This is a genomic window from Pandoraea nosoerga, assembly GCF_902459585.1.
GTDB lineage: Bacteria > Pseudomonadota > Gammaproteobacteria > Burkholderiales > Burkholderiaceae > Pandoraea > Pandoraea nosoerga.
Genome location: NZ_CABPSC010000005.1, coordinates 69,724 through 95,789 on the forward strand (window position 1 = coordinate 69,724; position 26,066 = coordinate 95,789).

The 26,066-nt window shown below is 67.5% G+C and carries 19 protein-coding genes and 2 riboswitches; of the genes, 15 read left to right on the forward strand and 4 right to left on the reverse strand.

From position 1 onward, the window contains the following. Window positions 1-44: 44 nt before the first annotated feature. The 3 genes from PNO31109_RS08640 to PNO31109_RS08650 all read left to right on the forward strand — a co-directional run bounded on the left by PNO31109_RS08640 (window position 45) and on the right by PNO31109_RS08650 (window position 2,293). On the forward strand, window positions 45-245 hold the full coding sequence (locus PNO31109_RS08640) for a heavy-metal-associated domain-containing protein (RefSeq protein ID WP_150555201.1): 201 nt from the start codon (window positions 45-47) through the stop codon (window positions 243-245). A gap of 221 nt (window positions 246-466) precedes the next feature. Next, a riboswitch (FMN riboswitch) is annotated at window positions 467-646 on the forward strand. A 96-nt stretch (window positions 647-742) separates the two neighbouring features. Further along, window positions 743-1,456: a 3,4-dihydroxy-2-butanone-4-phosphate synthase gene (gene ribB / locus PNO31109_RS08645; protein ID WP_150555202.1), complete on the forward strand. Its 714-nt coding sequence runs from the start codon at window positions 743-745 to the stop codon at window positions 1,454-1,456. 255 nt (window positions 1,457-1,711) lie between these two features. Beyond that, on the forward strand, window positions 1,712-2,293 hold the full coding sequence (locus PNO31109_RS08650) for a PaaI family thioesterase (RefSeq protein ID WP_150555203.1): 582 nt from the start codon (window positions 1,712-1,714) through the stop codon (window positions 2,291-2,293). Window positions 2,294-2,529: 236 nt separating this feature from the next. On the opposite strand, the gene PNO31109_RS08655 is transcribed toward PNO31109_RS08650, so the two are convergent. After that, complete coding sequence (locus PNO31109_RS08655; RefSeq protein ID WP_150555204.1) at window positions 2,530-4,311, reverse strand: cation:proton antiporter; 1,782 nt, start codon at window positions 4,309-4,311, stop codon at window positions 2,530-2,532. 535 nt (window positions 4,312-4,846) lie between these two features. On the opposite strand from PNO31109_RS08655, the gene PNO31109_RS08660 reads away from it, so the two are divergent. The 4 genes from PNO31109_RS08660 (at window position 4,847) to PNO31109_RS08675 (ending at window position 8,355) form a co-directional block, all read left to right on the forward strand. Then, window positions 4,847-5,536 carry a DUF2848 domain-containing protein gene (locus tag PNO31109_RS08660; protein WP_150555205.1) on the forward strand — a complete coding sequence of 230 codons (690 nt, stop codon included), beginning with the start codon at window positions 4,847-4,849 and terminating at the stop codon, window positions 5,534-5,536. A gap of 14 nt (window positions 5,537-5,550) precedes the next feature. Next, window positions 5,551-6,282 (forward strand): GntR family transcriptional regulator, encoded by a 732-nt coding sequence (locus PNO31109_RS08665; RefSeq protein WP_241014179.1) that lies wholly within the window; start codon window positions 5,551-5,553, stop codon window positions 6,280-6,282. A 2-nt stretch (window positions 6,283-6,284) separates the two neighbouring features. Continuing rightward, window positions 6,285-7,670, forward strand: coding sequence for an amidase (locus PNO31109_RS08670; protein WP_150555206.1), 1,386 nt, complete (start codon window positions 6,285-6,287; stop codon window positions 7,668-7,670). A 172-nt stretch (window positions 7,671-7,842) separates the two neighbouring features. Further along, the gene (locus PNO31109_RS08675; protein WP_150555207.1) at window positions 7,843-8,355 is read left to right on the forward strand and encodes a disulfide bond formation protein B; all 513 of its coding nucleotides are present in this window, start codon (window positions 7,843-7,845) and stop codon (window positions 8,353-8,355) included. Window positions 8,356-8,553: 198 nt separating this feature from the next. Here PNO31109_RS08675 and PNO31109_RS08680 read toward each other — a convergent pair whose 3' ends face one another. Continuing rightward, the gene (locus PNO31109_RS08680) at window positions 8,554-9,519 is read right to left on the reverse strand and encodes a LysR substrate-binding domain-containing protein (RefSeq protein ID WP_150555208.1); all 966 of its coding nucleotides are present in this window, start codon (window positions 9,517-9,519) and stop codon (window positions 8,554-8,556) included. A 278-nt stretch (window positions 9,520-9,797) separates the two neighbouring features. On the opposite strand from PNO31109_RS08680, the gene xdhA reads away from it, so the two are divergent. The 7 genes from xdhA (at window position 9,798) to PNO31109_RS08715 (ending at window position 20,092) form a co-directional block, all read left to right on the forward strand. Beyond that, window positions 9,798-11,270 carry a xanthine dehydrogenase small subunit gene (gene xdhA / locus PNO31109_RS08685; RefSeq protein WP_150555209.1) on the forward strand — a complete coding sequence of 491 codons (1,473 nt, stop codon included), beginning with the start codon at window positions 9,798-9,800 and terminating at the stop codon, window positions 11,268-11,270. 12 nt (window positions 11,271-11,282) lie between these two features. Continuing rightward, window positions 11,283-13,631: a xanthine dehydrogenase molybdopterin binding subunit gene (gene xdhB / locus PNO31109_RS08690; RefSeq protein ID WP_150555210.1), complete on the forward strand. Its 2,349-nt coding sequence runs from the start codon at window positions 11,283-11,285 to the stop codon at window positions 13,629-13,631. Then, entirely contained in the window at window positions 13,631-14,734 is a 1,104-nt protein-coding gene (gene xdhC, locus PNO31109_RS08695; protein WP_150555211.1) for a xanthine dehydrogenase accessory protein XdhC, read from the forward strand. The genes xdhB and xdhC overlap by 1 nt, the downstream gene beginning before the upstream one ends. 115 nt (window positions 14,735-14,849) lie before the next feature. After that, on the forward strand, window positions 14,850-15,890 hold the full coding sequence (locus PNO31109_RS08700; protein WP_150555212.1) for an adenosine deaminase: 1,041 nt from the start codon (window positions 14,850-14,852) through the stop codon (window positions 15,888-15,890). 281 nt (window positions 15,891-16,171) lie between these two features. Beyond that, window positions 16,172-17,605 carry an NCS2 family permease gene (locus PNO31109_RS08705; RefSeq protein WP_244958148.1) on the forward strand — a complete coding sequence of 478 codons (1,434 nt, stop codon included), beginning with the start codon at window positions 16,172-16,174 and terminating at the stop codon, window positions 17,603-17,605. Window positions 17,606-17,624: 19 nt separating this feature from the next. Beyond that, window positions 17,625-18,962 (forward strand): guanine deaminase, encoded by a 1,338-nt coding sequence (gene guaD, locus PNO31109_RS08710; RefSeq protein ID WP_150555213.1) that lies wholly within the window; start codon window positions 17,625-17,627, stop codon window positions 18,960-18,962. 373 nt (window positions 18,963-19,335) lie between these two features. Continuing rightward, window positions 19,336-19,520: riboswitch (yybP-ykoY riboswitch) on the forward strand. Window positions 19,521-19,534: 14 nt separating this feature from the next. Beyond that, a complete protein-coding gene (locus tag PNO31109_RS08715) occupies window positions 19,535-20,092 on the forward strand; it encodes a TMEM165/GDT1 family protein (protein ID WP_206111365.1) in 558 nt (185 codons plus the stop codon). Between the two features lie 99 nt (window positions 20,093-20,191). Here PNO31109_RS08715 and PNO31109_RS08720 read toward each other — a convergent pair whose 3' ends face one another. After that, window positions 20,192-20,782 carry a DUF4136 domain-containing protein gene (locus PNO31109_RS08720; RefSeq protein WP_174966335.1) on the reverse strand — a complete coding sequence of 197 codons (591 nt, stop codon included), beginning with the start codon at window positions 20,780-20,782 and terminating at the stop codon, window positions 20,192-20,194. A 219-nt stretch (window positions 20,783-21,001) separates the two neighbouring features. Between PNO31109_RS08720 and pepN the strand changes: the two genes are divergently transcribed. Next, window positions 21,002-23,713, forward strand: coding sequence for an aminopeptidase N (gene pepN, locus PNO31109_RS08725; protein WP_150555216.1), 2,712 nt, complete (start codon window positions 21,002-21,004; stop codon window positions 23,711-23,713). 3 nt (window positions 23,714-23,716) lie between these two features. Here pepN and metE read toward each other — a convergent pair whose 3' ends face one another. Next, window positions 23,717-26,017, reverse strand: coding sequence for a 5-methyltetrahydropteroyltriglutamate--homocysteine S-methyltransferase (gene metE / locus PNO31109_RS08730; protein WP_150555217.1), 2,301 nt, complete (start codon window positions 26,015-26,017; stop codon window positions 23,717-23,719). Window positions 26,018-26,066 lie beyond the last annotated feature (49 nt).

Here is a 26,066-nt window from a genome sequence, read left to right on the forward strand (position 1 = left end):
CCGCCATCCACCGGGCAACCGGACACTTTCTCGAGGAGATCAACATGCAAGTGCAAGTCGAAGGTATGAGCTGCGGCCATTGCGTCAAGACCGTCACCCGCGCGATCACCGAGCGCGACGCGAACGCCAAGGTCAACGTCGATCTCGGCGCAGGCCGCGTCGACGTCGAAAGCCGTCTCTCGCCTGCCGAAGTCACCGCGGCCATCACCGACGCCGGCTACACGGTCAAAGGCACCAACGCCTGAGGTCCGCCCGCCGCGCCGGCATCGGCGGGCGTTCCCCGAAAAAGCGTCGCCATGCCCCGCGCGGTATCGCGACGTTTTCGTCGTCGGCGCATCAATCCCGTACACCGCGCGCAGTCTCTGCTGCAGACTGGCCGCCGCTTGTGCTACGCTCTACGTCGCCGAATACGCAAGGCCGCCGCACGATGCGATACCCGACACCGTGTGGCCACGCGTGCGGCAATACACGTCTTCAGGGCGGGGTGAAAGTCCCCACCGGCGGTATGCGACGCGGCACGGTTCACGCTGTGTGCGTCACGAGCCCGCGAGCGCCTGTCACCGTCCCGTTGCGGACACCGGCAGGGTCAGCAGATCTGGTGAAATGCCAGAGCCGACGGTCACAGTCCGGATGAGAGAAGATGCGTCGATACCCGCGAGCCATGGGACGCCGTTCCGTGGTCACGTCCGTTCGCATGCCCTGAAACGTTTTTCGCCCGTTTGACTTACGCGAGGAGCGTTTCATGTCCGTCAATTCAGCCAACCAAGCCGCTCCGGCATCCGCCGATCCCCTGCGCGCCTATCCGGCGTTCACCCACCTGCCGCCGGTCGAGGTGCGTCTGGCCGCGTCGCTCGAAGCCATGCGCGAAGGCCGTCCGGTCATTCTCATGGACGACCTCGACCGCGAGAACGAAGCCGATCTGATCGTCGCGGCCGAGAAAATCACGCCGGCCACGATGGCCATGCTCATCCGCGAATGCAGCGGCATCGTCTGCCTGTGCCTGCCCGACGAGACGCTGCGCCGTCTCGAGCTGCCGCCGATGGTCGAACAGAACCAGAGCCGCCATGGCACCGCGTTCACGGTGACGATCGAGGCGCGCCAGGGCGTGAGCACCGGCGTCTGCGCGGCCGATCGCGTCACGACGATCCGCGCGGCCATTGCCGACGACGCCAAGCCGTCCGATCTCTCCCGCCCCGGCCACGTCTTCCCGCTGCGCGCGCAGCCCGGCGGCGTGCTCACCCGGCGCGGCCACACCGAAGGCTCGGTCGATCTGGCGATTCTCGCCGGCCTCAAGCCGGCCGCCGTGCTGTGCGAGCTGATGAATCCCGACGGAACCATGACGCGCGGCGCCGACATCGAGCGCTTCGCCGAGTTGCACGGCCTGCCGATTCTCACCATCGACGAGTTGGCGACGTACCGCCGTCAGCAGGCGCAAGGTCGCGCTCAGGCCGCCTGAACCGCCAGCGGCGACAGGCCCACAGCGCCGTGGTCTCGGCGCCGGGCGAGGCCGAGGGCGCCTGGCGGTGCCGGACGGTGAGGTGCCGGGCTGCCATGCACGCCCCCTAAGCCATCGCCCATCGCCCATCGCCCATCGCCCATGGCCGGCCCGCGCGTCCGACGCTTCCCTCTAACGCCGCTCACCCCGTCGCGCGCCGTAACTTCTATAATCGTCGGACATTCCTAGCATCATAAAAGTTACGAGGAAGACGTCATGACGCAAAGTGCCCCTCAAAGCCGACCGGACGCCGCCGCCGTCCTTGCCCGATGGGAAGCCGACGAAGCCGCCGTGCGGGCACGGCTGGCCCGCGGCGGACCCGCCCGCTTCGGCGTGGCCGCCCCCTCGGACGTCGCGGGCTTGTCCGGCAACGAGATTTTCCAGGCGATGTTCGACGGCAAGCTGCCGATGCCGCCGATCAGCGAGACGCTCGGCTTCATCGCCATCGAGATCGCCGACGGACGCGCCGTCTTCCAGGGCCGCCCCGCCCTGCCCTACTACAACCCACTCGGCACCATTCACGGCGGCTGGTTCGCCACGCTGCTCGATTCCGCGCTCGCGTGCGCGATCCACTCGACGCTGCCCGCCGGACGCAGCTACACCACGCTCGAGCTCAAGACGAACATGGTGCGCGCGCTCACCCGCGACGTGCCCTGCGTGCGTGCCGAAGGCAAGGTGATCCAGACGGGACGCCAGATCGGCATCTCGGAAGGCCGCATCGTCGGACCGGACGGCACGCTCTACGCGCACGCCACGACCACATGCCTGATCTTCGATTTCCCGCCGCGCAAGGCGTAAGATCGTCCACCGCCCCGACAATCGTCCTCGCCACAAAAAAGCCCGCGGGTATCGCTACCGCGGGCTTTTTCATGGCTTCCCGATTCCGCTCCATTCCGCTCCTTCCCCCCTCTTTCCACCCGCCCCTTCCGGCCCCTTCCAGTCCCTTTCCTCCGGCGCCTCGCAAGGTCTTCGCGTCGCCCGCCATCGCAGCGCCATCGCAGCGCCATCGCAGCGCCGGCGCCTCCGGTCTCGACTCAGTGCGGCGATCCCCCGCCATGGTCGCCGTCGGGCTGATGCTCGAGCGTCTCCTTCAGCGCGATCTGGAGCTTCGCGTGCATGCGCACGAACCAGCTGCGCATGGCGATCGCAAGTATCACCGTGCCGGCCACGATCAACGCGACCATCTCGGTGGACGGAAGAATGCTTGCCGAGAGCGCCGCCACGAGCAGAATCACGCCGACCATCGCCGCGATCGGCAGAATCTCCGCCACCACGCGCCGCACCTGGAACGTGTAGCGGCCGGTGAGGCTCGGCGGCACCGAGAGTTCCACGAGCAGCAGCGAGAGCGACTTGACCTTGCGGTACACGGCAATCAGGAACGGCAGCGAGACCACCAGCGCACCGCCCCAGACGAGGGCGCTCTGCAGGCTCGGATCGCTCACCCACGGCGACATCAGGTCCGCGAGCCGGCCGTAGAAGAACGCGCCGCCGAGGAAGATCGTCACCACGAGCGCGAGGTTGATCGCCACGCTCACGACGATCCGCCGAATGATGGTCACCAGCGCTGCGCTGTCGCCCGTCAGTTGAATGCTCTGCAGCCATTGCGTGTACTGGCCCAGCACATATGACAGACGCCCGGGCATGGCGCGCCCGAGCCAACGCGTGAATGGATCGGCGCTCTTGATCAGGTAAGGCGTGAGCAGCGTGGTGATGACCGACACCGCCACGGCGATCGGATACAGGAAGTCGCTCGTCACCTTGAGCGAGAGTCCCAGCGAGGCGATGATGAACGAGAACTCGCCGATCTGCGACAGCCCCATGCCCACACGCATCGACGTGCTGCCGTCCTGCCCAGACAGGTACGCGCCCAGACCGCACGAGACGATCTTGCCGATCACCACGGCCACCGTGATCACCAGGATTGGCCAGACATAGGTGGCGAGCACGTGCGGGTCGAGCAACAGGCCGATGGTGACGAAGAACACGGCGCTGAACATGTCGCGCAGCGGCGCCACGAGCCGTTCGATGGTGTGCAGCTCCCTCGCCTCGGCCATGATCGCGCCGATCAGGAACGCGCCGAGCGCCACGCTGTAGCCCATCTGAATCACGAGCAGACAGAAGCCGAAGCACAGGCCGAGCACGACGACCAGCAACATTTCATCGCTCTTGAACTTCGCCACGTAGGCGAGAATGCGCGGCACGAGCAGAATGCCCACGACGAGCGACACCACCATGAACAGCAGCAGCTTGCCCAGCGTGAAGGTGGCTTCACCCGCGTCGACCGAACCGCTGATGGCAATGCCCGAGAGCAGCGCGATCATGCCGATGGCGAGCACGTCCTCCACGATCAGCACGCCAAAGATGAGCTGCGCGAAACGCTCGCGCTTCATGCCCAGTTCGTCGAGCGCTTTCACGATGATCGTGGTCGACGAGACGGCGAGCATGGCGCCGAGGAAGATCGAATCCATCGACTTCCAGCCGAAGAAGCGTCCGATCTCGTAGCCGATCCACAGCATCAGCACGATTTCGGTGATCGCCGCGACGAATGCCGTCACGCCCACGCGCGCGAGCTTGCGCAGACTGAATTCCAGACCCAGCGAGAACATCAGGAACACGACACCGAGCTCCGCCAGGATGCCGATCGTCTTCTCGTCGTGTATCAGCGCGAACGGCGGCGTGTAGGGGCCGATGATCACGCCCGCCACGATGTAGCCGAGCACCACCGGCTGCCGGAACCGGTTGAAGATGACGGTCACGATGCCCGCCAGCAGCATGATGACGGCCAGGTCCTGAATGAAGTCGATGGCGTGATGCATCCGATACGTTCTCCCCGCGGCGCGCTGCGCCGATATGACTGTTTTTGACGCCACGCCGATGTCGCGCCGCAGGCCCTGGCGGGCTGCAGCGAAAACACAAGCGCGATGCTCGATGAAGGTGGGAAGCCGGCCGTGTGCTGCCGGCTTGATAGACGTTGCGCCGGGTCGCTCCCGATCGGCGGCCGGGTCTGCCCCGGCCCGTCCGAGCGGGCTGGCCGCTTCGCGGCCTCGCGGCGTGCCTGCTGCGAGTGCGGAGCCGCCGACCTGCGCCGGATCAATATACGCGATGGGCGAACACGCGCGCAACCCAAGATTGACGGGGCTTTTCATAAAAAATTCCCGCTATCTGCGTTGGCGTCGAAATTTTTTCCCTTGCATTTCAGTCGACGATTATGTGAAATATCACACAAATATCAATCGAATTTCACAATGACGGCAAGCTCGCTGGCTGCCGTCGCCTCCGGAGCGTCGGCGCATGACTTCCCGCCTTGTCTTTTCGGTGCCCGGTGAGGGCGCCACGACTTCCCTCACTTCCATGACGTCCGCCTCCCGCGTCGCGCCCGAAGACCCTCTTGCCCCTCTTGCCCAGATCAATGTGCCGGTCGACACCTTGATCGTTGCCGGCTGGGCCGGGCGCGATCGCGACGCCGCGGAGCACCACATCGCCGAGCTGGCCGCGCTCGGCGTGCGCCGTCCGTCGAGCACGCCGTGCTTCTATCGGCTCGCGCCGGCGCTGCTCTCGCAGGACGACGCCATCGACGTCGTCGGCGAAACGAGCACCGGGGAGGCCGAATGCGTGCTCGTGCGCTGCGGCGACGAATGGTTCGTGAGCGTCGGCTCCGATCACACCGACCGCGAAGTCGAGGCGTATGGCGTGACCGTCTCGAAGCAGGTGTGCGCAAAGCCGGTGGCCCGCCAGGCGTGGCGCTTCGGCGAGGTTGCCGGCCACTGGGACCGGCTGGTGCTGCGCTCATGGGTGAGCGCCAACGGCGAACGCCGCCTGTACCAGGAAGGCACCGTAGCCGGGTTGCTCTCGCCGCACGAGCTAATGACCCGGCTTGGCCCGCACGGCCTGCCCTCAGGCGCGGTCATGTTCTGTGGCACACTCGCTGCCATTGGCGGCGTGGCCGGCGGCGACGTGTTCGAGATCGAATTGCACGACCCGGTCCTCGGCCGCACGATCCGGCATCGTTACGCCACCCGCGCGCTGGCGATCGCCGACTGATTCCGCCCGACCCGATGCCCAACGATACATCCCTCGAATCGCCTGCCCTGTCTGCTGCCGCCCCCGCCGCGCCCGCCGCTCCCGATGCCCGCGCGCCTTGCGCCCCGCCGGCCGACGGCCGCAGTCTGGCCGAACGGGCATACGAGGCGATCAAGCACGACATCATCACGCTGCGCCTGCGTCCGGGCGAGACGCTCAACGAAGCGCAGCTCATGCACTCGACAGGGCTCGGACGCACACCGGTCCATCAGGCGATGCACCGGCTCGCGCTCGAGGGATTGCTGGTCATCCTGCCGCGCAAGGGCGCGATGGTCGCGCCCGTCTCCCTGAACGACGCCCTCGAGATCATCGACGTGCGCATGATCAACGAGACGTATTGCGTCGAGCTGGCCGCGCGCGCGGCGACGCCCGAGGACCTCGCGGCCATCGCCGCCGTGCTGGCACGCTCGCGCCACGCCATCGCGGCGCGCGACGTGGCCGCCATGATGGGCATCGATCGCGACTTCCATCTCGCCATCTCGCGCGCCTCGCGCAACCAGACGCTCGCCGAACTGCTGCGCGGCCTGCACGAGCGCTCGCTGCGCTTCTGGTTTCTGGCGCTGTCCACGCCGAGCCATCTGGAAGACGTCTACGAAGAGCACCTCGAACTGTACGAAGCGCTCGCCGCGCACGACGCCGGGCGCGCACGCCGGGCGATTACCCGACACATCGAAGAATTCCGCACCCATATCCTGAAAGCGATCTGACCATGAGCCCCGACGCCATCGATCTGCAACGCCCCCTGTCCGAACTCGCCGCCGCGCTCGACGCCGCACGTACCACGAGCCGCGCGCTCACCGAGCAGGCGCTCGCGCGCATTGCCGACCCGGCCGGCCAGGGAGCGGTCGTCTTCACGCACGTCGACGCGCAAGCCGCGCGCGAGGCTGCCGACGGCCTCGACGCACTGCGCCGCGCCGGCGTGCGGCTCTCGCCGCTCATGGGCATTCCGGTGTCGGTGAAGGATCTGTTCGACGTCGCGGGGCAAGTCACGCGCGCCGGCTCGAAAGTGCTGAGCAACGTCCCGGCCGCCACGCGCGATGCCCTCGCAGTGGCGCGTCTGCGTCAGGCCGGTGCGGTCGTCGTCGGGCGAACGAACATGACGGAATTCGCGTTCTCGGGGCTCGGCCTGAACCCGCACTACGGCACGCCTCGCTCGCCGTGGCAGCGCGAGGTCGGCCATATCGCGGGGGGCTCGTCCTCGGGGGCGGCCGCATCGGTGGCCGACGGCATGGCCGCTGTGGCCCTGGGCACCGACACGGGCGGCTCGATCCGCATTCCGTCGGCTTTCTGCGGGCTGACCGGCTTCAAGCCGACCGCAGCGCGCACGCCGCGCGAGGGCGCGCTGCCGCTTTCGACGTCGCTCGATTCGGTCGGCCCCATCGGCCGCTCCGTCGATTGCTGCGCCCGCGTCGACGCCATTCTTTCGGGCAATGCGGTCGATGAAGCGCCGCTTGCGCCGCGCAACGCGCGCGGCATGCGCTTCGGTGTTCTGACCAACTACGTGCTCGACGGCGCGCAACCGGCGGCCATCGCCATTTACGAACGTGCGCTCGCCGCGCTCGCGAAGGCCGGCGCCACGCTGGTCGAATTCACGTTCAGGCCGTTCGACGACTTGCCCGCGATCAACCGTTTCGGCTTCTCGCCCATCGAGGCTTATGCGTGGCATCGCGAGCGGCTCGCGCAATGCGCCCATGAATACGATCCGCGCGTGCTCGTGCGCATCCGCAAGGGCGAGCCGGCGAGCGCGGCGGACTACCTCGATCTGATCGAAGCGCGGGCCGCGCTCATCGCCGCGGCAACGCCGGTATGGCAGCGCTTCGACGCCGTGCTGTGCCCGACCGTGCCGCTCACGCCGCCGGCCATCGCGCCGCTCGAGGCGAGCGACGAGACGTTTACCGCGACGAACGCGCTGGTGCTGCGCAATCCCACGGCAATCAACATGATCGACGGCTGTGCGTTCTCGCTGCCGTGCCAGGCGGCCGGTGAAGCGCCGATCGGTCTGATGCTGAGCGGCGCGGCCGGCGACGACGCCCGCCTGTTCCCGGTCGCGCGTGCGGTCGAGCACACGCTGCGCGCCGCCGGACTCGGGAGCTGAGCGCGGCTCGCGTCGCGTGTCCCCGCAAACGGGTGTTTTTCGGGCGAAAAGTTCCGCAATTTTTCATCTCACGCACGAATCGGGCTGGGGTTACAATCCCAGCCCAAGTGCCTGCCACCCGGCGTCATGCGGGGATTCGCGGGATCTGTGATGGCTCACCGCCCGAAGTGACATGAACGCTCAACTCGACCCGGCCCTGCGCCGCGAACGCAAGCTGTATTTCCTGATGACCCTCGTCAGCCTCGCTTTGCTGGGCGGTGCGCTGTATTTTCAGTACGTGCGCCACGAGGACCCGTGTCCGCTGTGCATTCTGGCGCGCTACGCGCTGGTGCTGGTCGCCGTCTTTGGTCTGCTGGGCGCCGTGGCGCGCAGTTGGACGGGCATTCAGGTCGCGCGCCTGCTCGCGGCGCTCGCGGCGATCGGCGGCATGGCGGCGTCGGCGTACCTGATCTATGTGCAGGCCAATCCGCTGGTCAGTTGCGGCTACGACGTGGTCGAAGCGTTCGTCGACGCACTGCCCACCTCGCGCTGGCTGCCGCAGGTCTTTCAGGTGCAGGGCATGTGTCAGACGCAATACCCGCCGATCTTCGGCCTGACGCTGCCGATGTGGTCGCTCGCCGCGTTTGTGGTGATCTTCCTGTCGTTGGCGCTGCATCGCCCGCGCCGCGCCATTTCGCTGCGCTAGACAGCGTCAGCCGATTCCCGTGGCCCCATCTCCTGCGGCCCTATCTTCCGCGCCCCATCTCCTGCGCCCCATCTCCCGCGGCCTCCCGTTGGCGGCCGCTTCTCCCCCGGTTTCCGGCAGGCCGGCCCGACCGGTGCGGCGGCTCATCGAACGCGTGGAGCGACTCGTCGCACATCGTCGCGATGCTTCTCGATCCGCTCATGTGCGCACCAGCGCGGGCGAGTCCGCGCCGCCGCCATGGGAGGCGTCGAGCTCGGTCGCCACTTCGGCGATGCGCCGGCGCAGCCACGTAACTTCCGGTGCGGCGTGCGTGCGCTCGTGCCAGAGCTGATAAAAGCGCATCGGCGGAAACGCGAACGGCGACGGCAGCACGCGAATCGGTAGATAGCGCGCATAGTGCTGCGCAAACTGGCGCCCCGTCGTGAAGACCAGATCCGTGCGCATGAGGACATACGGCACCAGCCCGAAGTACGGCATCGTCATCTGGATATTGCGGCGCAGGCCCTGCTCCGCGAGACACCCGTCGATAAAGCTCTGCCGCTCGGCCACGTATGGCGTGGGCGCCAGATGCGACAGCTCCAGATAGTGCTTGAGCGAGATGCCCTTGTTCGCGAGCGGATGCTGCGCGCCCAGCATGCAGACCACTTCGTCGTCGAACAGACGCGACATGTGCAGTTGCGGCGGCGGCTCGAGCCAGTTGCCGATGACCACGTCCAGCGAGCCGTTTTCGAGCGCGCCGGCGTAATCGAAGCCCGAATTGATCGGCTGCACGTGCAGCCGCGCGGACGGCGCGTCGCGGCGCAGCACTTCGGCGATGTTGGGCAGGAAGACGGCGTCGAGGTAATCGGGCGCCCCGAGGCGGAACGCGCGCGTGGTCGTCTGCGGGGCGAATTCCGTGGTGGGATGGGTGATGCGGTCGATGGCGGCAAGCGCGTCGGTGGCGTAGCCGAGCAGTTCGCGGCCGCGCTCGGTGGCGACCATGCCGCTCTTGCCGCGCACCAGAATGGCGTCGCCGGTGATCTCGCGCAGGCGGCGCAGCGAATTGCTGATGGCCGGCTGCGACTGGCCCAGCTTGAGCGCCGCACGCGAGACGCTCTGTTCTGTGAGCAGCGTATGCAGCACCCGCAGCAGGTAGGCGTCGATCTGTTCGCGGGGTCTTTGCATGGGTGGGGAGCGCTCTGGCGGCTGGGGTTGAGCCATAGTTTATGACAATGGCACGTCATCGGGGCGATCGAATAGGCATCATCATGGCCGAGAAATATTTCCCCTCGCCGCCGGTGCTATCTTCGGCGCATCCCCCAGGCCGGTGCCGTGCCCACGCGGCGCCCCGCGAGTCGGCGAACGCCGACGGGCGTTTTCGGACACTTCCAGCATTCCGGACGCCACGGACACCCAGGGCAGCATTCCAACGACGTATTCATCACTGCACTACACTGAGAACCATGGAGACACAAGCCATCCGCTTCTACTACCGCGGCAAGGTGCATGAGGTCACGGGCGAGGCCACGACCCGCACCGTGCTTCAGTACACGCGCGAGGACCTGCACTGCACCGGCACCAAGGAAGGATGCGCCGAAGGCGACTGCGGCGCCTGCACGGTCGTGATCGGCGAGCTGACCGGCAATGGCAACGTGGATCTGCGCGCGGTCAATGCGTGCATCCAGTTCCTGCCCACGCTCGACGGCAAGGCATTGTTTACCGTGGAAGACCTGCGCGCGCCCGGCGGCGAACTGCACCCGGTGCAGCAGGCGCTGGTGGACTGCCACGCGTCCCAATGCGGCTTCTGCACGCCGGGGTTCGTGATGTCCCTGTGGGCGATGTACGTGAACCGTCCCGCGGACGCGGGCTGCCCGAGCCGGCGCGAGATCGACGACGTGCTCTCCGGCAACCTGTGCCGCTGCACGGGCTACCGTCCGATCATCGACGCCGCGCAGAAGATGTTCGACCTGCCGCGCCAGGACTTCGATCGCGCCGCGCTGGCAAGACAACTTCAGGCGCTGCAACGCGGCGACACCCTCGCCTACGAGCACGACGGCCACGTCTTTCACGCGCCGCGCACACTGGCGGCGCTCGGCCGGCTGCGCGCATCCCACCCGCAGGCGCGCATTCTCGCGGGCAGCACGGACGTGGGCCTGTGGGTCACCAAGCAATTCCGCGAGCTCAGGCATCTGATCTACATCGGCCAGGTCGCGGAACTGCGCGAGATTTCGGAAGGCCCGGACGGGGTCTACATCGGCGCGGGGGCCCTGCTCAACGACGCCTTCGACGCGCTCGTCAAACACTATCCGGAGCTGGCCGAACTGCGTCAGCGCTTCGCGTCGTTCCCGATCCGCAACGCGGGCACGTTGGGCGGCAACGTGGCCAACGGCTCGCCCATCGGCGACTCGATGCCCGCGCTCATCGCGCTCGGCACGCGCATCGTGCTGCATCGCGAAGGCGTGGTGCGTGAAATGCCGCTCGAGGACTTTTATCTGGCCTATCAGAAAAACGCGCTCGAAGCCGGCGAATTCGTGCAGGGCATTCGCGTGCCCTTCCCCACGCGCGCCCAGCGCTTCCGGACTTACAAGCTGGCCAAGCGCTTCGATCAGGACATCTCGGCCGTGTGCGCCGCGTTCGCCGTCGAGCTCGACGGCCAGACCGTGCGCTCGGCGCGCGTGGCCTTCGGCGGCATGGCGGCCACGCCCAAGCGCGGCGGCGCCATCGAGGCCGCGCTGACCGGCCGGCCCTGGACGGAGGCGACGGTGCGCTCGGCAATGGCCGCCGTGCCTGCGGACTACCAGCCGCTCTCCGACATGCGGGCGACGAGCGCCTATCGTCTCGCCGGCGCGCAGAATCTGCTGTATCGTTTTTTCCTGGAAACGCGTACCGAGGCGCCGCTTGCGGCGCACGAAGTGAACGCGTTCGCCAACGTCTGACCGGAGTCGCCCATGAATACCCAGGTTGAAGGCTTCATGACGCAGGCCGGTACCGCCGCGACGGCCAGCGCCCAGGTGGGCCGCTCGCGTCCGCACGAGTCGGCGGTGCTGCACGTGGCCGGTGAAGCCACGTACACGGACGACATCCCCGAACTGCAGGGCACCCTGCACTGCGCGCTCGGCGCGTCGCCCCGGGCGCACGCCCGCGTGCTCTCGCTCGATCTCGAGGCCGTGCGCCGCGCGCCGGGCGTGCTCGCCGTGCTGACCGCCGCGGACATTCCGGGCGTCAACGACTGCGGGCCGTCGGTCCACGACGATCCCATCCTCGCCGACGGCGTGGTGCAATACATCGGCCAGCCGATGTTCGCCGTGGTCGCCGAATCGCACGACGCCGCACGCCGTGCCGCGCGCCTGGCCAAGGGCGAGTACGAAGACCTGCCGGCGATCCTCACGCCGCAGGCCGCCAAGGCCGCGGGCGCGGGCGTGCTGCCGCCGCTGCATCTGCGCCGCGGCGATCCCGACGCCGCCCTGCAGGCCTCGCCGCATCGTCTGAGCGGCACGTTCGAGTGCAACGGGCAGGAGCAGTTCTATCTCGAAGGCCAGATCTCCTATGCGATTCCCAAGGAGAACGACGGCGTGCATGTGTATTGTTCGACGCAGCATCCGACCGAGATGCAGGCCCTCGTCTCGCACGCGCTGGGCTGGCACAGCCATCAGGTGCAGGTCGAATGCCGGCGCATGGGCGGCGGCTTCGGCGGCAAGGAATCGCAGTCGGGCCTGTTTGCGTGTGTTGCCGCGCTGTGCGCCACGCGACTCAAGCGTCCGGTGAAGCTGCGTCTCGATCGCGACGACGACTTCATGATGACTGGCAAGCGCCACGGCTTTTACTTCGAATACGACGTGGGCTTCGACGACGAAGGCCGCATCACGGGCGCGAAAGTCGACATGACCCTGCGCGCCGGCTTCTCGGCCGACCTGTCGGGCCCGGTTGCCACGCGCGCGATCTGCCACTTCGACAACGCCTACTTCGTGCCCGACGCCGATCTGCGCGCGCTGTGCGGCAAGACGAACACGCAGTCGAACACGGCGTTTCGCGGCTTCGGCGGCCCGCAAGGCGCGCTCATCATGGAAGTGCTGCAGGACGCCATCGCCCGCCGGCTCGGCAAGGATCCGCTCGACGTGCGCCGCGTGAACTTCTACGGCAAGACCGAGCGCAACGTCACGCCTTACGGGCAGGTCGTCAAGGACAACGTGATCCACGAACTCGTGGCCCAGCTCGAGCAGACGAGCGACTATCGCGCCCGCCGCGAAGCCGTGCGCGCGTTCAACCGCACGAGCCCCGTGCTGCGCAAGGGTCTCGCGCTCACGCCGCTCAAGTTTGGCATCTCGTTCAACGTGCAGGCGTTCAACCAGGCCGGCGCGCTGGTGCACGTCTATCGCGACGGCTCGATGCTCGTCAACCACGGCGGCACCGAAATGGGCCAGGGTCTGAACACCAAGGTCGCGCAGGTGGTCGCGCACGAGCTCGGCGTGGATCTCTCGCACGTGCGCGTGACGGCGACCGACACGAGCAAGGTGGCGAACACGTCGGCCACGGCCGCGTCGACCGGCGCCGACCTGAACGGCAAGGCCGCGCAGAATGCCGCCTGGCAGATCCGCCAGCGACTGGCCGCATTCGCCGCGCAGAAGTACGGCGGCTCGGCACAGGACGTGCGTTTCGCCAATGACGTCGTCAGCGTGAACGGCCACGACATTCCCTTCCCCGAACTGGTCGAGGCCGCTTACTGGGCGCGCGTGCAACTGTGGTCCGACGGCTTCTACGCCACGCCGGGCCTGTCGTGGGACGCCGCCACGATGACCGGCAACCCGTTCTTCTACTTCGCTTATGGGGCGGCCGTCTCCGAGGTCATTCTGGACACGCTCACGGGCGAGTGGCGTCTGCTGCGCGCCGACGTGCTGCACGACGCGGGCAAGTCGATCAACCCGGCGCTCGACATCGGGCAGGTCGAAGGCGCGTTCATCCAGGGCATGGGCTGGCTGACGACCGAAGAACTGTGGTGGAACCACGAAGGCAAGCTCATGACGCACGCCCCCTCCACGTACAAGATCCCCGCCATCAGCGACTGCCCGACGGACTTTCGCGTGGCGCTGTTCGAGAATGCCAACGTGTCGGACTCGATCCATCGCTCCAAGGCCGTGGGCGAGCCGCCGCTGCTGCTGCCGTTCTCGGTGTACAACGCACTGCGCGATGCGGTGGCGAGCGTGAACGACTATCGCGACGAGCCGGTGCTCAATGCCCCGGCCACGTCCGAAGCGCTGCTCATGGCGATCACCGAGCTGCGCGCGCGGAGCGCCGCCTGATGCACAGCTGGGTCGAAGCCGCCCACAAGCTGCTCGCGCGCGGCGAAGCCGCGGTGCTGGTCACGATCGCCCGCGTCGAAGGCTCGGCGCCGCGCGAAGCGGGCACGCATCTGCTCGTGACACGCGAGCACGTGTGGGAAACCATCGGCGGCGGCCACCTCGAATGGCGCGCGATGGACGTTGCGCGTCAACTGCTGCGTCAGTACGGGCAGCAGGGCGCGCGCCACGTGGAGCGCTTCGCGCTCGGCCCGAGCCTGGGACAGTGCTGCGGCGGCGCCGTGACGCTGGCCTTCGAAGTGCTCACGCTCGCCGATCTCGCCTGGGTGAGCGCGTTGCACAAGCGTCTTGCCGCGGGACAGGCGAGCCTGCGCAGCGTGGCGTTCGGCGCGCCCGGCGCCGATGCGGCCGCGAGCGCGCAGCAAGGCGGTCCCGTGGTGCTGAGCGAAATCGACGCGTGCGAGCCGCTCTCGCACCCGCACACGCTCACGCGTGATGCGGACGACGCCGCCTGCGCCTTCTGGCAGGCGAGCGACGGCTGGCTGTGGCTGAGCGAGCGCCTCGCGCCCAGCGACTTCCACATCGTGCTGTTCGGCGCGGGGCACGTCGGTCAGGCCATCGTCCAGGTGCTCTCCACGCTGCCCTGCCGGGTGACGTGGGCCGACGAGCGCACCGAGACGTTCCCCGAGACAGTGCCGTCCAATACCGTGATCGAGTCGACCGACACGCCCGAAGCCGTCGTTGCCGAAGCGCCGCCAGGCGCCTACTTCCTCGTGATGACGCACAACCACGCGCTCGATCAGCGGCTGTGCGAGGAAATCTTCAAGCGCGACGATTTCGCCTACTTCGGCCTGATCGGCTCCATGACCAAACGCCGCCAGTTCGAGCACCGTCTACGCGAGCGCGGCGTGCCGCCGGAGCGCTTCGAGCAGATGATCTGCCCGATCGGCGTGGCCGGCATCACGGGCAAGGCGCCCGCCACGATCGCCATTGCGGTGGCCGCGCAGTTGCTGCGCGTTCGCGAGCAGCAGATGCGGCAGAGCGCGCCGGCCGCCGCTGCCGCGATCGGCGCACCCGCGCATGACCCGCACATGACCCGCACATGACCCGCACATGACCCGCGCATGATCCACGCATGGCCCACGCGGATCGACACCTGATCGACGCAGGCCGGCAACGGTAAAATCGCCCCCATCCCCCCCCAGACAACAAGACACCCCCATGCCACTTACGCCAGAACTCGCCAAGACCCTCTGCGCCATGCCCAAGGCGGAGCTGCATCTGCATATCGAGGGCACGCTGGAACCCGAGCTGATCTTCCGGCTCGCCGAGCGCAACGGCGTCAAGCTGCCGTACCCGAGCGTGGAAGCGCTGCGCGACGCCTACGCGTTCACCGATCTGCAATCGTTCCTCGACATCTACTACGCGGGCGCGAGCGTACTGCTCACGGAAGAGGACTTCTACGACATGACGCGCGCCTACATGGCGCGCGCGGCCGCGGACAACATCCGCCATACGGAGATTTTCTTCGATCCGCAGACGCACACGTCGCGCGGCGTGTCGATGGAAACCGTCATGTGCGGCATCGAGCGGGCGCTCGCCGACGCCGAAACCAGGGACGGCATCACGAGCCGCCTGATCCTGTGCTTCCTGCGTCACCTCAGCGAAGACGACGCGCTGCTCACGCTCGAGACCGCGTTGCCCTACTTCAACAGCCACGGGCATCGGCTGGTCGGCGTGGGGCTCGATTCATCCGAGCAGGGGCATCCGCCGACCAAATTCGCGCGCGTGTTCGAGCGCTGCCGCGCGCTGGGCCTGCGCATCGTCGCGCATGCGGGCGAGGAAGGCCCGCCGGCCTATATTCACGAGGCGCTCGACGTGCTGCGCGTGGAGCGCGTGGATCACGGCGTGCGCGCCATCGAGGACGAGGCGCTGCTCGAGCGCCTCGCCCGCGAGAAGATCGCGCTCACGGTGTGTCCGCTGTCGAACGTTCGGCTCAAGGTGTTCGATCACATGGGACAGCACACGCTGCACCAGTTGCTCAGGCGCGGCCTGGCGGTGACGATCAACTCCGACGACCCGGCCTATTTCGGCGGCTATCTGAACGATAACTTCCTCGCGACCTTCGACGCGCTCGACATGACGCTCGACGACGCGTACACGATGGCCCGGAACAGCTTCGAAGCGTCGTTCATCGACGAGGCCGAGAAGCGGCGCCTGCTCGGCGAACTCGAACGCTTTCGCGCGGCGCAACCGGCCTGACGCAGCGCTTCGCAACGATGAAGACCACACGCCCGGCGCCAGTCGGGCGTTTTTTTGTCGCCACGCAGCGAGGCTGCCGCACGGTGCGCCCTGCCCGACGGCACCGGCTGCCGGCGTGTTCGCCACATTAGTTCGCAATGATGTCGAACATTCCCCACGGGGAATATTTTCATCCGGACCCGATGCTATTTTTCGAGCGTGCACGGCTGCGCGTGACGCGGTGCCCCCACACCGCGGCGCTCGGGCATACATGACATATAGAACATCGGAGACAACACCTCATGGACTCATCGCTCAGCCCCCCGGCGGGCAGTGCCGCGCCCGAAGCGGCTCACGACAGCACGCGCGTGGCGGGCGCGCAGCCGGCCTCGGCGCCCTCGCTGCTCGATCGGTATTTCGGCATCACGGCGCTCGGCTCGACCGTGCGCACCGAAGTGATCGCCGGTATCACGACGTTCCTCGCGGCGATGTACATCATCGTCGTGAACCCGGCCATTCTGTCCAAGACGGGCATGGCCTTCCCCGCCGCGCTCACGGCCACCGTGCTCATCAGCTTCTTCGGTAGCTGCGCGATGGGCCTGTACGCGCGCAATCCGGTGCTGGTGGCGCCCGGCATGGGCCTGAACGCGCTGTTCGCGTTCACCATGGTGCATGGCGTGGGCATGCCGTGGCAGACGGCGCTCGGCTGCGTGTTCTGGTCGGGCATTCTGTTCGCGGTGCTCGCCGCGCTCAACGTGCGCCGCTTCGTCGTCGAAGCGATTCCGGCGAACCTGCGTTATGCGATCTCGTGCGGCATCGGCCTGTTCATCACCGTGATCGGGCTGGTCAACGCCAGGCTCGTTGTGAGCGATCCGGTGACCGTGGTGAGCCTCGCGCATCTGTCGCCGCCGACGGTCACCTTCCTCGTCGGTCTCGCGCTCACGACCGTGCTCGTCGCGCGCCGCGTGAACGGCGCGCTGATGATCGGCATTGTCGCCACCACGCTGCTGGCCATTCCGATCGGTCGCCTGTGGGGCGACGGCAGCGCGTACTTCCCGAAGGAGATTGCCACGGCCACGCTGGTCAACTTCCAGGGCTTCTTCGCCGCGCCGGACTTCTCCGGCATTGGCCAGCTCGACCTGCTGGGCGCGCTGAAGGTCGGGTATCTGCCGTTCATCTTCGTGATGCTCTTCACCGCGTTCTTTGATACGCTCTCGACCTTCATGAGCATTGCCGAAGCCGGTAACATGAAGGATCGCGACGGCAATCCGCGCAGCATGCGCCAGGCAATGATCGTCGACTCGTTCTCGGTGCTGATTTCGGGCCCGCTCGGCACGAGCCCTGCGAACGCCTACATCGAGTCTGCCGCCGGCATTGCGCAGGGCGGGCGCACGGGCCTCACCGCACTGGTTTGCGCGCTGCTGTTCCTGCCGTTCCTGTTCCTGTCGCCGATGCTCTCGCTGGTGCCCGCCATCGCCACCGCGCCGGCGCTGATTCTGGTCGGCGTGTTCATGATGGAATCCGTCGCGCGCATCGAGTGGCACCGCATGGACGAGGCCATCCCGAGCTTCATTGCCCTGGTGATGATTCCGATTTCGTACTCGATCACCGACGGCATCGCCTATAGTTTCCTGGCGTTCGTCGTGCTCAAGCTCTTCACGGGACGCGCCAAGGAAATCAAGCCGGCGATGTGGGTCGTCGCGGCGCTGGCCGTGCTCCTGCTCACGCAAATGTAACGATAGAAGGACCCCGCAAATGTCCACCACGAACCCAGCCCGGCAAGACATGCATGCAATACGCGCGCAACTGGTCTACTTCACGCACGACCCCGCGCGCGCGTCGCTCGACGGCACGCCAGGGACCGTGCACCACACCGATGGCGTCGTCGCCTTCGGCAACGGCCGCATCGTCGCCGTGGGCGACTACGCCCGGGTCGCGCCAACGCTGCCGGCCGGCACGCCGATCGAGGATCTGCGCGACAAGGTCGTCACGCCCGGCTTCATCGACACGCACATCCATTATCCGCAAACGGACATGATCGCCTCGCCGGCGCCCGGGCTGCTGCCCTGGCTCGAGAAGTACACGTTCCCGACCGAGCGGCGCTTCGAGAATCCGGAATACGCGGCAGACGTCGCCCGCTTCTTCCTCGACGAGCTGCTGCGCGGGGGCACCACGAGCGCGATGGTGTACTGCACCGTGCATCCCGGCTCGGCCAACGCCTTCTTCGAGGAGAGCGACGCACGCAACCTGCGCATGATCGCGGGCAAGGTCATGATGGATCGCAATTGCCCCGAGTTTCTGCGCGACACCGCGCAGAGCGGCGCGCGCGACAGCGAGGCGCTCATCCAGCGCTGGCACAACAAGGGACGCCAGCTCTACGCGCTCACGCCGCGCTTCGCACCGACGTCGACCGAGGCGCAGCTGGGCGTGTGCGGCGAGCTGGCGCAGCGTTACCAGGACGTGTTCATCCAGAGCCACGTGGCCGAGAACACCGACGAGGTGGAATGGGTGCGCTCGCTGTTCCCAGGGCATCGCAGCTATCTCGACGTCTACGATCACTACAAGCTGCTGCGCAGGCGCGCGGTGTACGGCCATTGCATCTGGCTCGACGAGCACGACCGCCGCCGCATGTTCGAGACGGGTACGGTCGCGGCGCATTGCCCGACGTCGAACCAGTTCCTCGGCAGCGGCCTGTTCGACTTCGCGGCCGCCGAGGCCACGCGCATGCCGGTCACGCTCGCCACCGACGTGGGCGGCGGCTCGACGTTCTCGATGCTGCAGACAATGAACGAAGCGCACAAGGTGGCGCGCCTGTCGGGCTATCACCTCTCGGCCGAACGGATGTTCTATCTGGCCACCGAGGGCGCCGCGCACGCGCTGGACCTGCACGGCGTGATCGGCACGCTGGCCGTGGGCGCCGAAGCGGATTTCGTGGTGCTCGACCCGAAGGCGACGCCGCTGCTCGCGCGGCGCACGGCGCGAGCCGAATCGCTCGAAGAACTGCTGTTCGCGTTCGCCATGCTCGGCGACGACCGCGCCATTGCCGCTACCTACGCGGCCGGCAAACCGGTGCATCGCCGCACGGCACACTGAATGGACCACGACGCGCGAAACGGCCCCCGTCCGTTCGCCGTCGATGCTTACGCGAGGGAACTCGAATCGCCGCCTTGGCACGATGCGCGTTCCTTCGCGGTCGCCGACCGCGCGCAAGGGGCATGCGGCCGGGGATCTCCTTGGGCAGCCGCCGGCTGCCCTTTTTTCGTGCCGGTCGAAGCCGTCGCACCGCCCGGCGGCGCCGCACGCACGCATGGCGTTCGCCCAACGGGCGAAGCCCTCGAGAAGCGGTGTGAGCCCCCGCCGCCCGCACAGCGCCTTTGTCACCTTCTCGCGTGCGCTGGCAGCGCATCTCGCGTCAACGCCCGGCCGCATTTCTGCTCCGGGCGCCGTGAGTCGATGCTATAATCCGCTCCGATTCATTGGGGAGTAGCCGCCCTGCCGCAGACATCCGTCATGGGCAGGGGCGCACGTCAACAGACTTGGCCGGTTCCGGCTATGGCGTGCGCAGCCCTCGGGCCTGGCGAGACCGATGACGATGCTTCCGCCAACCGGGCCGGGATGCATGGTCATTGGCTCGCGTGTTCACGGCCCGGCGGAGATATAACAAGGTGTCCCCATTCCTCGTCTCGACCGGTGTGGTCGCGCTTGCCGAAATCGGCGATAAAACCCAGTTGCTGTCCCTCGTGCTCGCCGCGCGCTTCAAGAAGCCCGTGCCGATCATTCTCGGTATTTTCGTCGCCACGCTGGTCAACCACGGCTTTGCGGGCGCCGTCGGCGAGTGGCTGTCGAGCGCCATCAGCCCCGCCATCATGAAATGGGCCGTCGTCGCGTCGTTCCTCGGCATGGCGATCTGGATTCTCGTTCCCGACAAGCTCGACGAGGAAGAAGCCGACACGCGGCGCAAGTTCGGCGTGTTCGTCACGACTATCCTCACGTTCTTCATTGCCGAAATGGGCGACAAGACGCAGATCGCGACGGTCATGCTCGCCGCACGCTATCAGGACTTCTTCGGCGTGGTCGCGGGCACCACGCTGGGCATGATGCTCGCCAACGTGCCCGCCGTGCTGGTCGGCCACAAGTTCGCCGGCCGTCTGCCGACCCGGGCCGTGCACGCGGTGGCCGCCGTGATCTTCGCCGTGCTCGGTATCGTCACGCTGCTGCAGTGAGCCGCAACGCCGACGGCAGGCACGCGCCGCCCGTGGCCGCCCCGCCCCCGGCGCACGAGCGGCGAGCCGCGCGAGCTGCCGTCCGAACGACTGTCCGAACTACTGTCCGACCTTCTGCTCGACGTTGACCGTGCGCCCGCTCGGAAACGGCAGTTGCTTGAGTGCGGCGTCGATCAGGAACGGCATGGCTGACGCGAGCGACGTACCGGCGTCGCTCGTGTTCGCCTGCACGCGATACACCTCCTTGCCGCTTGCGCGGTCGGTGAAGCGCAGTTGCAGCCCGGCCACCGCGTATGGGTAGTCGCGCTGGACATACGCCGGCGGCGCGCCGTATGGATAACCGTACCAGCCCCAGGGGCGGCCCCATGGGCCCCACGGGCCTGGCGCGAACATCGGATCGTAGACCGGCTCGGCCACGCGCATGACCTGCTGGGTGATACCGTAGGTCATGCCGATGAGGTAGTGCGCGCTCGCGGGACTCTGCTCGCGAAAGCCGTCGCCGGACAGCCGAGCCTTCAGCCATTGCTCGTAGGTCGCGTGCTCCTGGTTGTTCTGCTGCTCGGCAGTGCGCGTGAGCGCGTAGGTACGCGGGCCGTCGAAGCCTGGCGAATCGCCGAACGCGGTCACCTGACTCGTGACCGTGCTGGCACATCCGGCCAACAAGACGCTTGCGACTGCCAACGTCGCCATTGCCCATCGTTTCCACATGATCGACTGCTCCAGAGAAGGCGGCGGACGCCGAATGCGCGCCGCTCGCGCCGATTTAAGCATAGGACGGCATCTCGCGCCCCGCGTTGCCCATTTGACGTTGCCGCCGGGCCAAAATTCAGCAAATTTCCCGCGAAGCGACTCCCGAGCCGACACTCCGTTACAATTTATGAATCCTTGGCCGTCAGCAAAACACCGCCCATGCTCAGAACCGACCTCGCAGGCGTGATTCAGCGCTCCGACTATACGCCCCCGGCGTACTTGATCGACACCGTCCAACTCGACTTCGACCTCGCACCCGACGTCACCACCGTGACGAGCCGTCTGCGCGTGCGCCGCAATCCGGCCGGCGCCGGCGGCGACCTCGAGCTCGCCGGCCAGGGGCTGCAACTGGTGAGCCTGGCGCTAGACGGCAAGCCGTGGGCCGGCTACCGCGCCAGCGAGGACACGCTGAGCGTCGAGTCGCCGCCCGAGGCGTTCGAGCTCTCGCTCGTCACGCGCTGTCGTCCGCAGGAGAACACCTCGCTCATGGGGCTGTACGTCTCGGGCGGCAATTTCTTCACACAATGCGAGGCCGAGGGCTTTCGCAAGATCACCTACTTCCTCGATCGTCCGGACGTGATGGCGACCTACACCGTCACGCTGCGCGCCGATCGCGAAGCCTATCCGGTGCTGCTGGCCAATGGCAACCTGATCGACAAGGGCGACCTGCCCGACGGGCGCCACTTCGCGGTCTGGGACGACCCGTTCAAGAAGCCGAGCTATCTGTTCGCGCTGGTGGCCGGCCGGCTGGTCTGCCGCGAGGAACGCATCGTCGCGGGCGACGGCCGCGAGAAGCTGCTGCAGGTCTGGGTGCAGCCGCAGGACCTCGAGAAGACCGAGCACGCCATGCACTCGCTCATCAACTCGATCCGCTGGGACGAGGAGCGCTTCGGCCGCGTGCTGGACCTCGATCGCTTCATGATCGTCGCCGTGAGCGACTTCAACATGGGCGCGATGGAGAACAAGGGCCTGAACATCTTCAACACGAAGTACGTGCTGGCCGACGCGGCCACCGCGACCGACGACGACTTCGCCAACATCGAAGCCGTGGTGGGCCACGAGTACTTCCATAACTGGACCGGCAACCGCGTGACGTGCCGCGACTGGTTCCAGTTGAGCCTGAAGGAAGGTCTGACCGTGTTCCGCGATCAGGAATTCTCCGCCGACATGATGGGCTCCGAGTCGGGCCGCGCCGTCAAGCGCATCGACGACGTGCGCGTGCTGCGTCAGGCGCAGTTCCCCGAGGACGCCGGTCCCATGGCGCATCCGGTGCGCCCGGAAAGCTACGTCGAGATCAACAACTTCTACACGGTCACCGTCTACGAGAAGGGCGCCGAAGTCGTGCGCATGTACCAGACGCTGCTCGGCCGCGACGGCTTCCGGCGCGGCATGGACCTGTACTTCGAGCGCCATGACGGTCAGGCCGTGACGTGCGACGACTTCCGCGCCGCCATGGCCGACGCCAACCAGCGCGATCTCACGCAATTCGGGCGCTGGTACAGCCAGGCGGGCACGCCGCGCGTGAGCGTCGAGGCCGCCTACGACGAGGCCGCCCGCACCTACACCCTCACGCTCACGCAGCGCTGCCCGAAGGTCGGCGTGGAGCTGCAGGACGAAACGCTCGTCAAGCAGCCGTTCCACATTCCGTTCGCCGTCGGCCTGCTCGATCGCGACGGGCGGGACATGGCGCTGCGCCTGGCCGGCGACACGGGCGACACCCCGGCGGCCACCACCCGCGTGCTCGATTTCACGCAGGAGCGCCAGAGCTTCACGTTCGTGGACGTGCCGCACAACCCCATGCCGTCGCTGCTGCGCGGCTTCTCGGCGCCGGTCATCGTCGAGCACGAGTACAGCATCGACGAGCTCGCGTTCCTGATGGCGCACGACAGCGATCCGTTCAACCGCTGGGAAGCGGGCCAACGCCTGGCCACGCGCCAGTTGCTCGCGCTCGTCGAGTCGATTCAGCTGGGGCAACTGCCGAGCGTGGACAACTATGTGCTCGAAGCCTTCCGCCAGGTGCTGCGCGACGAGTCGCTCGACCCGGCGTTCCGCGCCCAGGCGCTCACGCTGCCCGCCGAGTCGTACCTTGGCGAGCAGATGACGGAGATCGATCCGGCGGCAATCCACGCGGCGCGCCAGTATCTGCGCCAGCGTCTGGCGGCGTCGCTCCACACCGAGTGGCTCGCGGCGTATCACAACCATCGCGTGCCGGGGCCGTATCGCCCCGATCCCGCGTCGGCCGGCGAGCGCGCGCTGAAGAACCTCGCGCTGTCGTACCTGATGGAACTCTCGGACGCCGGCGTCGCGCAGACCGCGCGCACCCAGTACGATTCGGCCGACAACATGACCGATCGGTTCGCCGCGCTCACGGCGCTCGTGCAGCGTGGCGGTGCGGCGCGCGAGGGCGACGCCGCTCACGGCCCGAACCATGCCGCCGAAGCGCTCGAGGATTTCTACCAGCGCTTCGAGCACGAGCCCCTCGCCATCGACAAGTGGTTCGCGCTGCAGGCCATGCAGCGCGGCGACGGCAGCCATTGCGTGATCGACGCGGTGCGTGCGCTCATGCGCCATCCGGCATTCACGCTCAAGAATCCGAACCGCGCCCGCTCGCTGATCTTCAGCTTCTGCAGCGGCAACCCCGCGCAGTTCCATGCGACCGATGGTTCGGGCTATCGCTTCTGGGCCGAGCAGGTGCTTGCGCTCGACGCGCTCAATCCGCAAGTCGCAGCGCGCCTGGCGCGCGTGCTCGACCGCTGGCGCAAGTACACGCCAGCACTGCGCGAGCACATGCACGCAGCGCTGGAAGACGTCTCGCGCCACGCTTCGCTGTCGAAGGACGTGCGCGAAATCGTCGAGAAGGCGCTCGCGTAAGGTTCAGGCGGCCCGGGCCTGCGCAGCGGCGAGACGCGAGCGCACCGCACGGGCTGCCGCCACCATGTTGGCGAGTGCGCCGTCGACCTGCGCCCAATCGCGCGTTTTGAGGCCGCAGTCCGGATTGATCCACAGGCGCTGCGCCGGAATGCGTGCGAGCGCCGCCTCGATGAGCTGCTCCATCTGCGCCTGCGTCGGCACCCGCGGCGAGTGAATGTCATAGACGCCCGGGCCGATCTCGTTCGGATACTCGAACGCTTCGAAGGCGCCCAGCAGCTCCATGTCGGAACGCGCCGTCTCGATCGAGATCACGTCGGCGTCGAGCGCCGCGATCGAGGGCAGAATGTCGTGAAACTCCGAATAGCACATATGCGTGTGGATCTGCGTGTCGTCGGCCACGCCGGAAGCGCACACGCGAAATGCGCGCACCGCCCACTCCAGATACGCCGCACGATCGCACTCGCGTAGCGGCAACCCTTCGCGCAGCGCCGGCTCGTCGATCTGGATCACGCGCACGCCGGCGGCTTCGAGCGCCGCCACTTCCTCGCGCAGGGCGAGCGCGATCTGCAGCGCGGTAAGCTCGCGCGGCTGATCGTCGCGCACGAACGACCATTGCAGCATCGTGACCGGCCCGCTCAGCATGCCCTTGACCGGCTTGTCGGTCAGTTGCTGCGCGTAAGCGCTCCACGTCACCGTCATCGGTTCGGGCAGATACACGTCGCCATAGATCACCGGCGGCTTCACGCAGCGCGAACCGTAGCTCTGCACCCAGCCATGCTCGGTGATTGCAAAGCCCCACAGCAGATCGCCGAAGTACTCGACCATGTCGTTGCGCTCGGCTTCGCCGTGCACGAGCACGTCAAGTCCATAGGCTTCCTGCTTTTCGATGGCCAGACGAATCTGGGCGCGCATGGTCTCCAGATAGTCCAGATGGGACATCGCGCAGCGCTTGAACTCGGCTCGGGCCGCCCGAATCTCCGGCGTCTGCGGAAACGAACCGATGGTCGTCGTAGGCAGCAACGGCAGCTTGAGCCAGGCGCGCTGCGCATGCGCGCGCACCGCATAGGGCGAGGCGCGGTGCGTGTCGGCCTCGGTGAGCGCCGCCAGGCGCTTTTGCACCACTTCATTGTGGATGCGTGGCGACGTGCGGCGTGCGGCCTGGGCGGCGGCATCGGCCGCGAACGCGGCGCACACCTCGGCGCCCGCGAATTCGGCGGCGTCGAGCGAGCGACGCAGCAGCGCGACTTCGTCCAGCTTCTGTCTGGCGAACGCGAGCCATGTGCGCACTTCCCTGTCGAGGCGCACTTCGTTGGCCAGATCGACCGGGCAGTGCATGAGCGAGCAGCTCGACGCCACCCACAGGCGCTCGCCCAGCGTTTCGGCGAGCGGCGCGAGCCGGGCGCGGGCGCGGGCCAGATCGCAGCGCCAGACGTTGCGGCCATCGACCACACCGGCCGACAGCACCTTGTCGTGGGGCCATTGCGCCGCGAATGTTTCGAGCTGCGCCGGCGCGCGCACGCCATCGACGTGTACGCCCGCCACCGGCAGCGCGGCAAGCATGGCCACATGTTCGCTCACGTCGCCAAAATACGTGGCGAGCAGGAGCGCCGGCGCGACCGGCGCCAGACGGGCATACACCGGGGCGAAGGCGTCGCGCCACGGCGCGGGCAGGTCGAGCGCGAGAATCGGCTCATCGATCTGCACCCACGCCACGCCCTGCGCCTTCAGGCGCGCGAGCACGCGTTCGTACTGCGCGAGCAGCTCGGGCAGCAGCGAGAAGCGATCGGCCAGCCCGCCCTTCTCCTTGCCGAGGAACAGCAGCGAGAGCGGGCCGAGCAGCACCGGCTTGACGTTGCGCGCTTCGTTCAGCGCTTCCTCGACTTCCTCGAACAGCCATTGCGTGCCTGCACCGAAGCGCGTCCGCGGCGAGTATTCGGGGACCAGGTAGTGGTAGTTCGTGTCGAACCACTTCGTCATTTCCATTGCGCCGTGCCGCGCGTCGCCGCGGGCGGCGGCGAAGTAGTCGGCGAGCGTCAGCGCCGCGGGGGCCGCACCGAAGCGCTCGGGCAGAGCGCCGACCAGCGCCAGCGTCGAGAGCACCTGATCGTACCAATGGAAGTCGCCCACGGTGATCCAGTCGAGCCCCGCCTCGCGCTGGGCGCGCCGGTTGGCCGCCCGGATATCGCGGCCCGCCGCCTGCAGCGTCGCGAGGTCCGTGTCGCCGCGCCAGAACGCCTCGACGGCAAATTTGAGTTCGCACCGCGCACCGATGCGCGGCAATCCGAGTACGTGGGCCTGGGCCATGAGCGTTGTCCTTCCTGCGAGCCAGCGATGTTGCAAGGTGAATGTCATC

Coding starts and splice junctions, on each gene's coding strand:
- PNO31109_RS08640 (WP_150555201.1), top strand. CDS start 45: ATGCAAGTGCAAGTCGAAGGTATGAGCTGCGGCCATTGCGTCAAGACC.
- ribB (WP_150555202.1), top strand. CDS start 743: ATGTCCGTCAATTCAGCCAACCAAGCCGCTCCGGCATCCGCCGATCCC.
- PNO31109_RS08650 (WP_150555203.1), top strand. CDS start 1,712: ATGACGCAAAGTGCCCCTCAAAGCCGACCGGACGCCGCCGCCGTCCTT.
- PNO31109_RS08655 (WP_150555204.1), bottom strand. CDS start 4,311: ATGCATCACGCCATCGACTTCATTCAGGACCTGGCCGTCATCATGCTG.
- PNO31109_RS08660 (WP_150555205.1), top strand. CDS start 4,847: ATGACGTCCGCCTCCCGCGTCGCGCCCGAAGACCCTCTTGCCCCTCTT.
- PNO31109_RS08665 (WP_241014179.1), top strand. CDS start 5,551: ATGCCCAACGATACATCCCTCGAATCGCCTGCCCTGTCTGCTGCCGCC.
- PNO31109_RS08670 (WP_150555206.1), top strand. CDS start 6,285: ATGAGCCCCGACGCCATCGATCTGCAACGCCCCCTGTCCGAACTCGCC.
- PNO31109_RS08675 (WP_150555207.1), top strand. CDS start 7,843: ATGAACGCTCAACTCGACCCGGCCCTGCGCCGCGAACGCAAGCTGTAT.
- PNO31109_RS08680 (WP_150555208.1), bottom strand. CDS start 9,519: ATGCAAAGACCCCGCGAACAGATCGACGCCTACCTGCTGCGGGTGCTG.
- xdhA (WP_150555209.1), top strand. CDS start 9,798: ATGGAGACACAAGCCATCCGCTTCTACTACCGCGGCAAGGTGCATGAG.
- xdhB (WP_150555210.1), top strand. CDS start 11,283: ATGAATACCCAGGTTGAAGGCTTCATGACGCAGGCCGGTACCGCCGCG.
- xdhC (WP_150555211.1), top strand. CDS start 13,631: ATGCACAGCTGGGTCGAAGCCGCCCACAAGCTGCTCGCGCGCGGCGAA.
- PNO31109_RS08700 (WP_150555212.1), top strand. CDS start 14,850: ATGCCACTTACGCCAGAACTCGCCAAGACCCTCTGCGCCATGCCCAAG.
- PNO31109_RS08705 (WP_244958148.1), top strand. CDS start 16,172: ATGGACTCATCGCTCAGCCCCCCGGCGGGCAGTGCCGCGCCCGAAGCG.
- guaD (WP_150555213.1), top strand. CDS start 17,625: ATGTCCACCACGAACCCAGCCCGGCAAGACATGCATGCAATACGCGCG.
- PNO31109_RS08720 (WP_174966335.1), bottom strand. CDS start 20,782: ATGGCGACGTTGGCAGTCGCAAGCGTCTTGTTGGCCGGATGTGCCAGC.
- pepN (WP_150555216.1), top strand. CDS start 21,002: ATGCTCAGAACCGACCTCGCAGGCGTGATTCAGCGCTCCGACTATACG.
- metE (WP_150555217.1), bottom strand. CDS start 26,017: ATGGCCCAGGCCCACGTACTCGGATTGCCGCGCATCGGTGCGCGGTGC.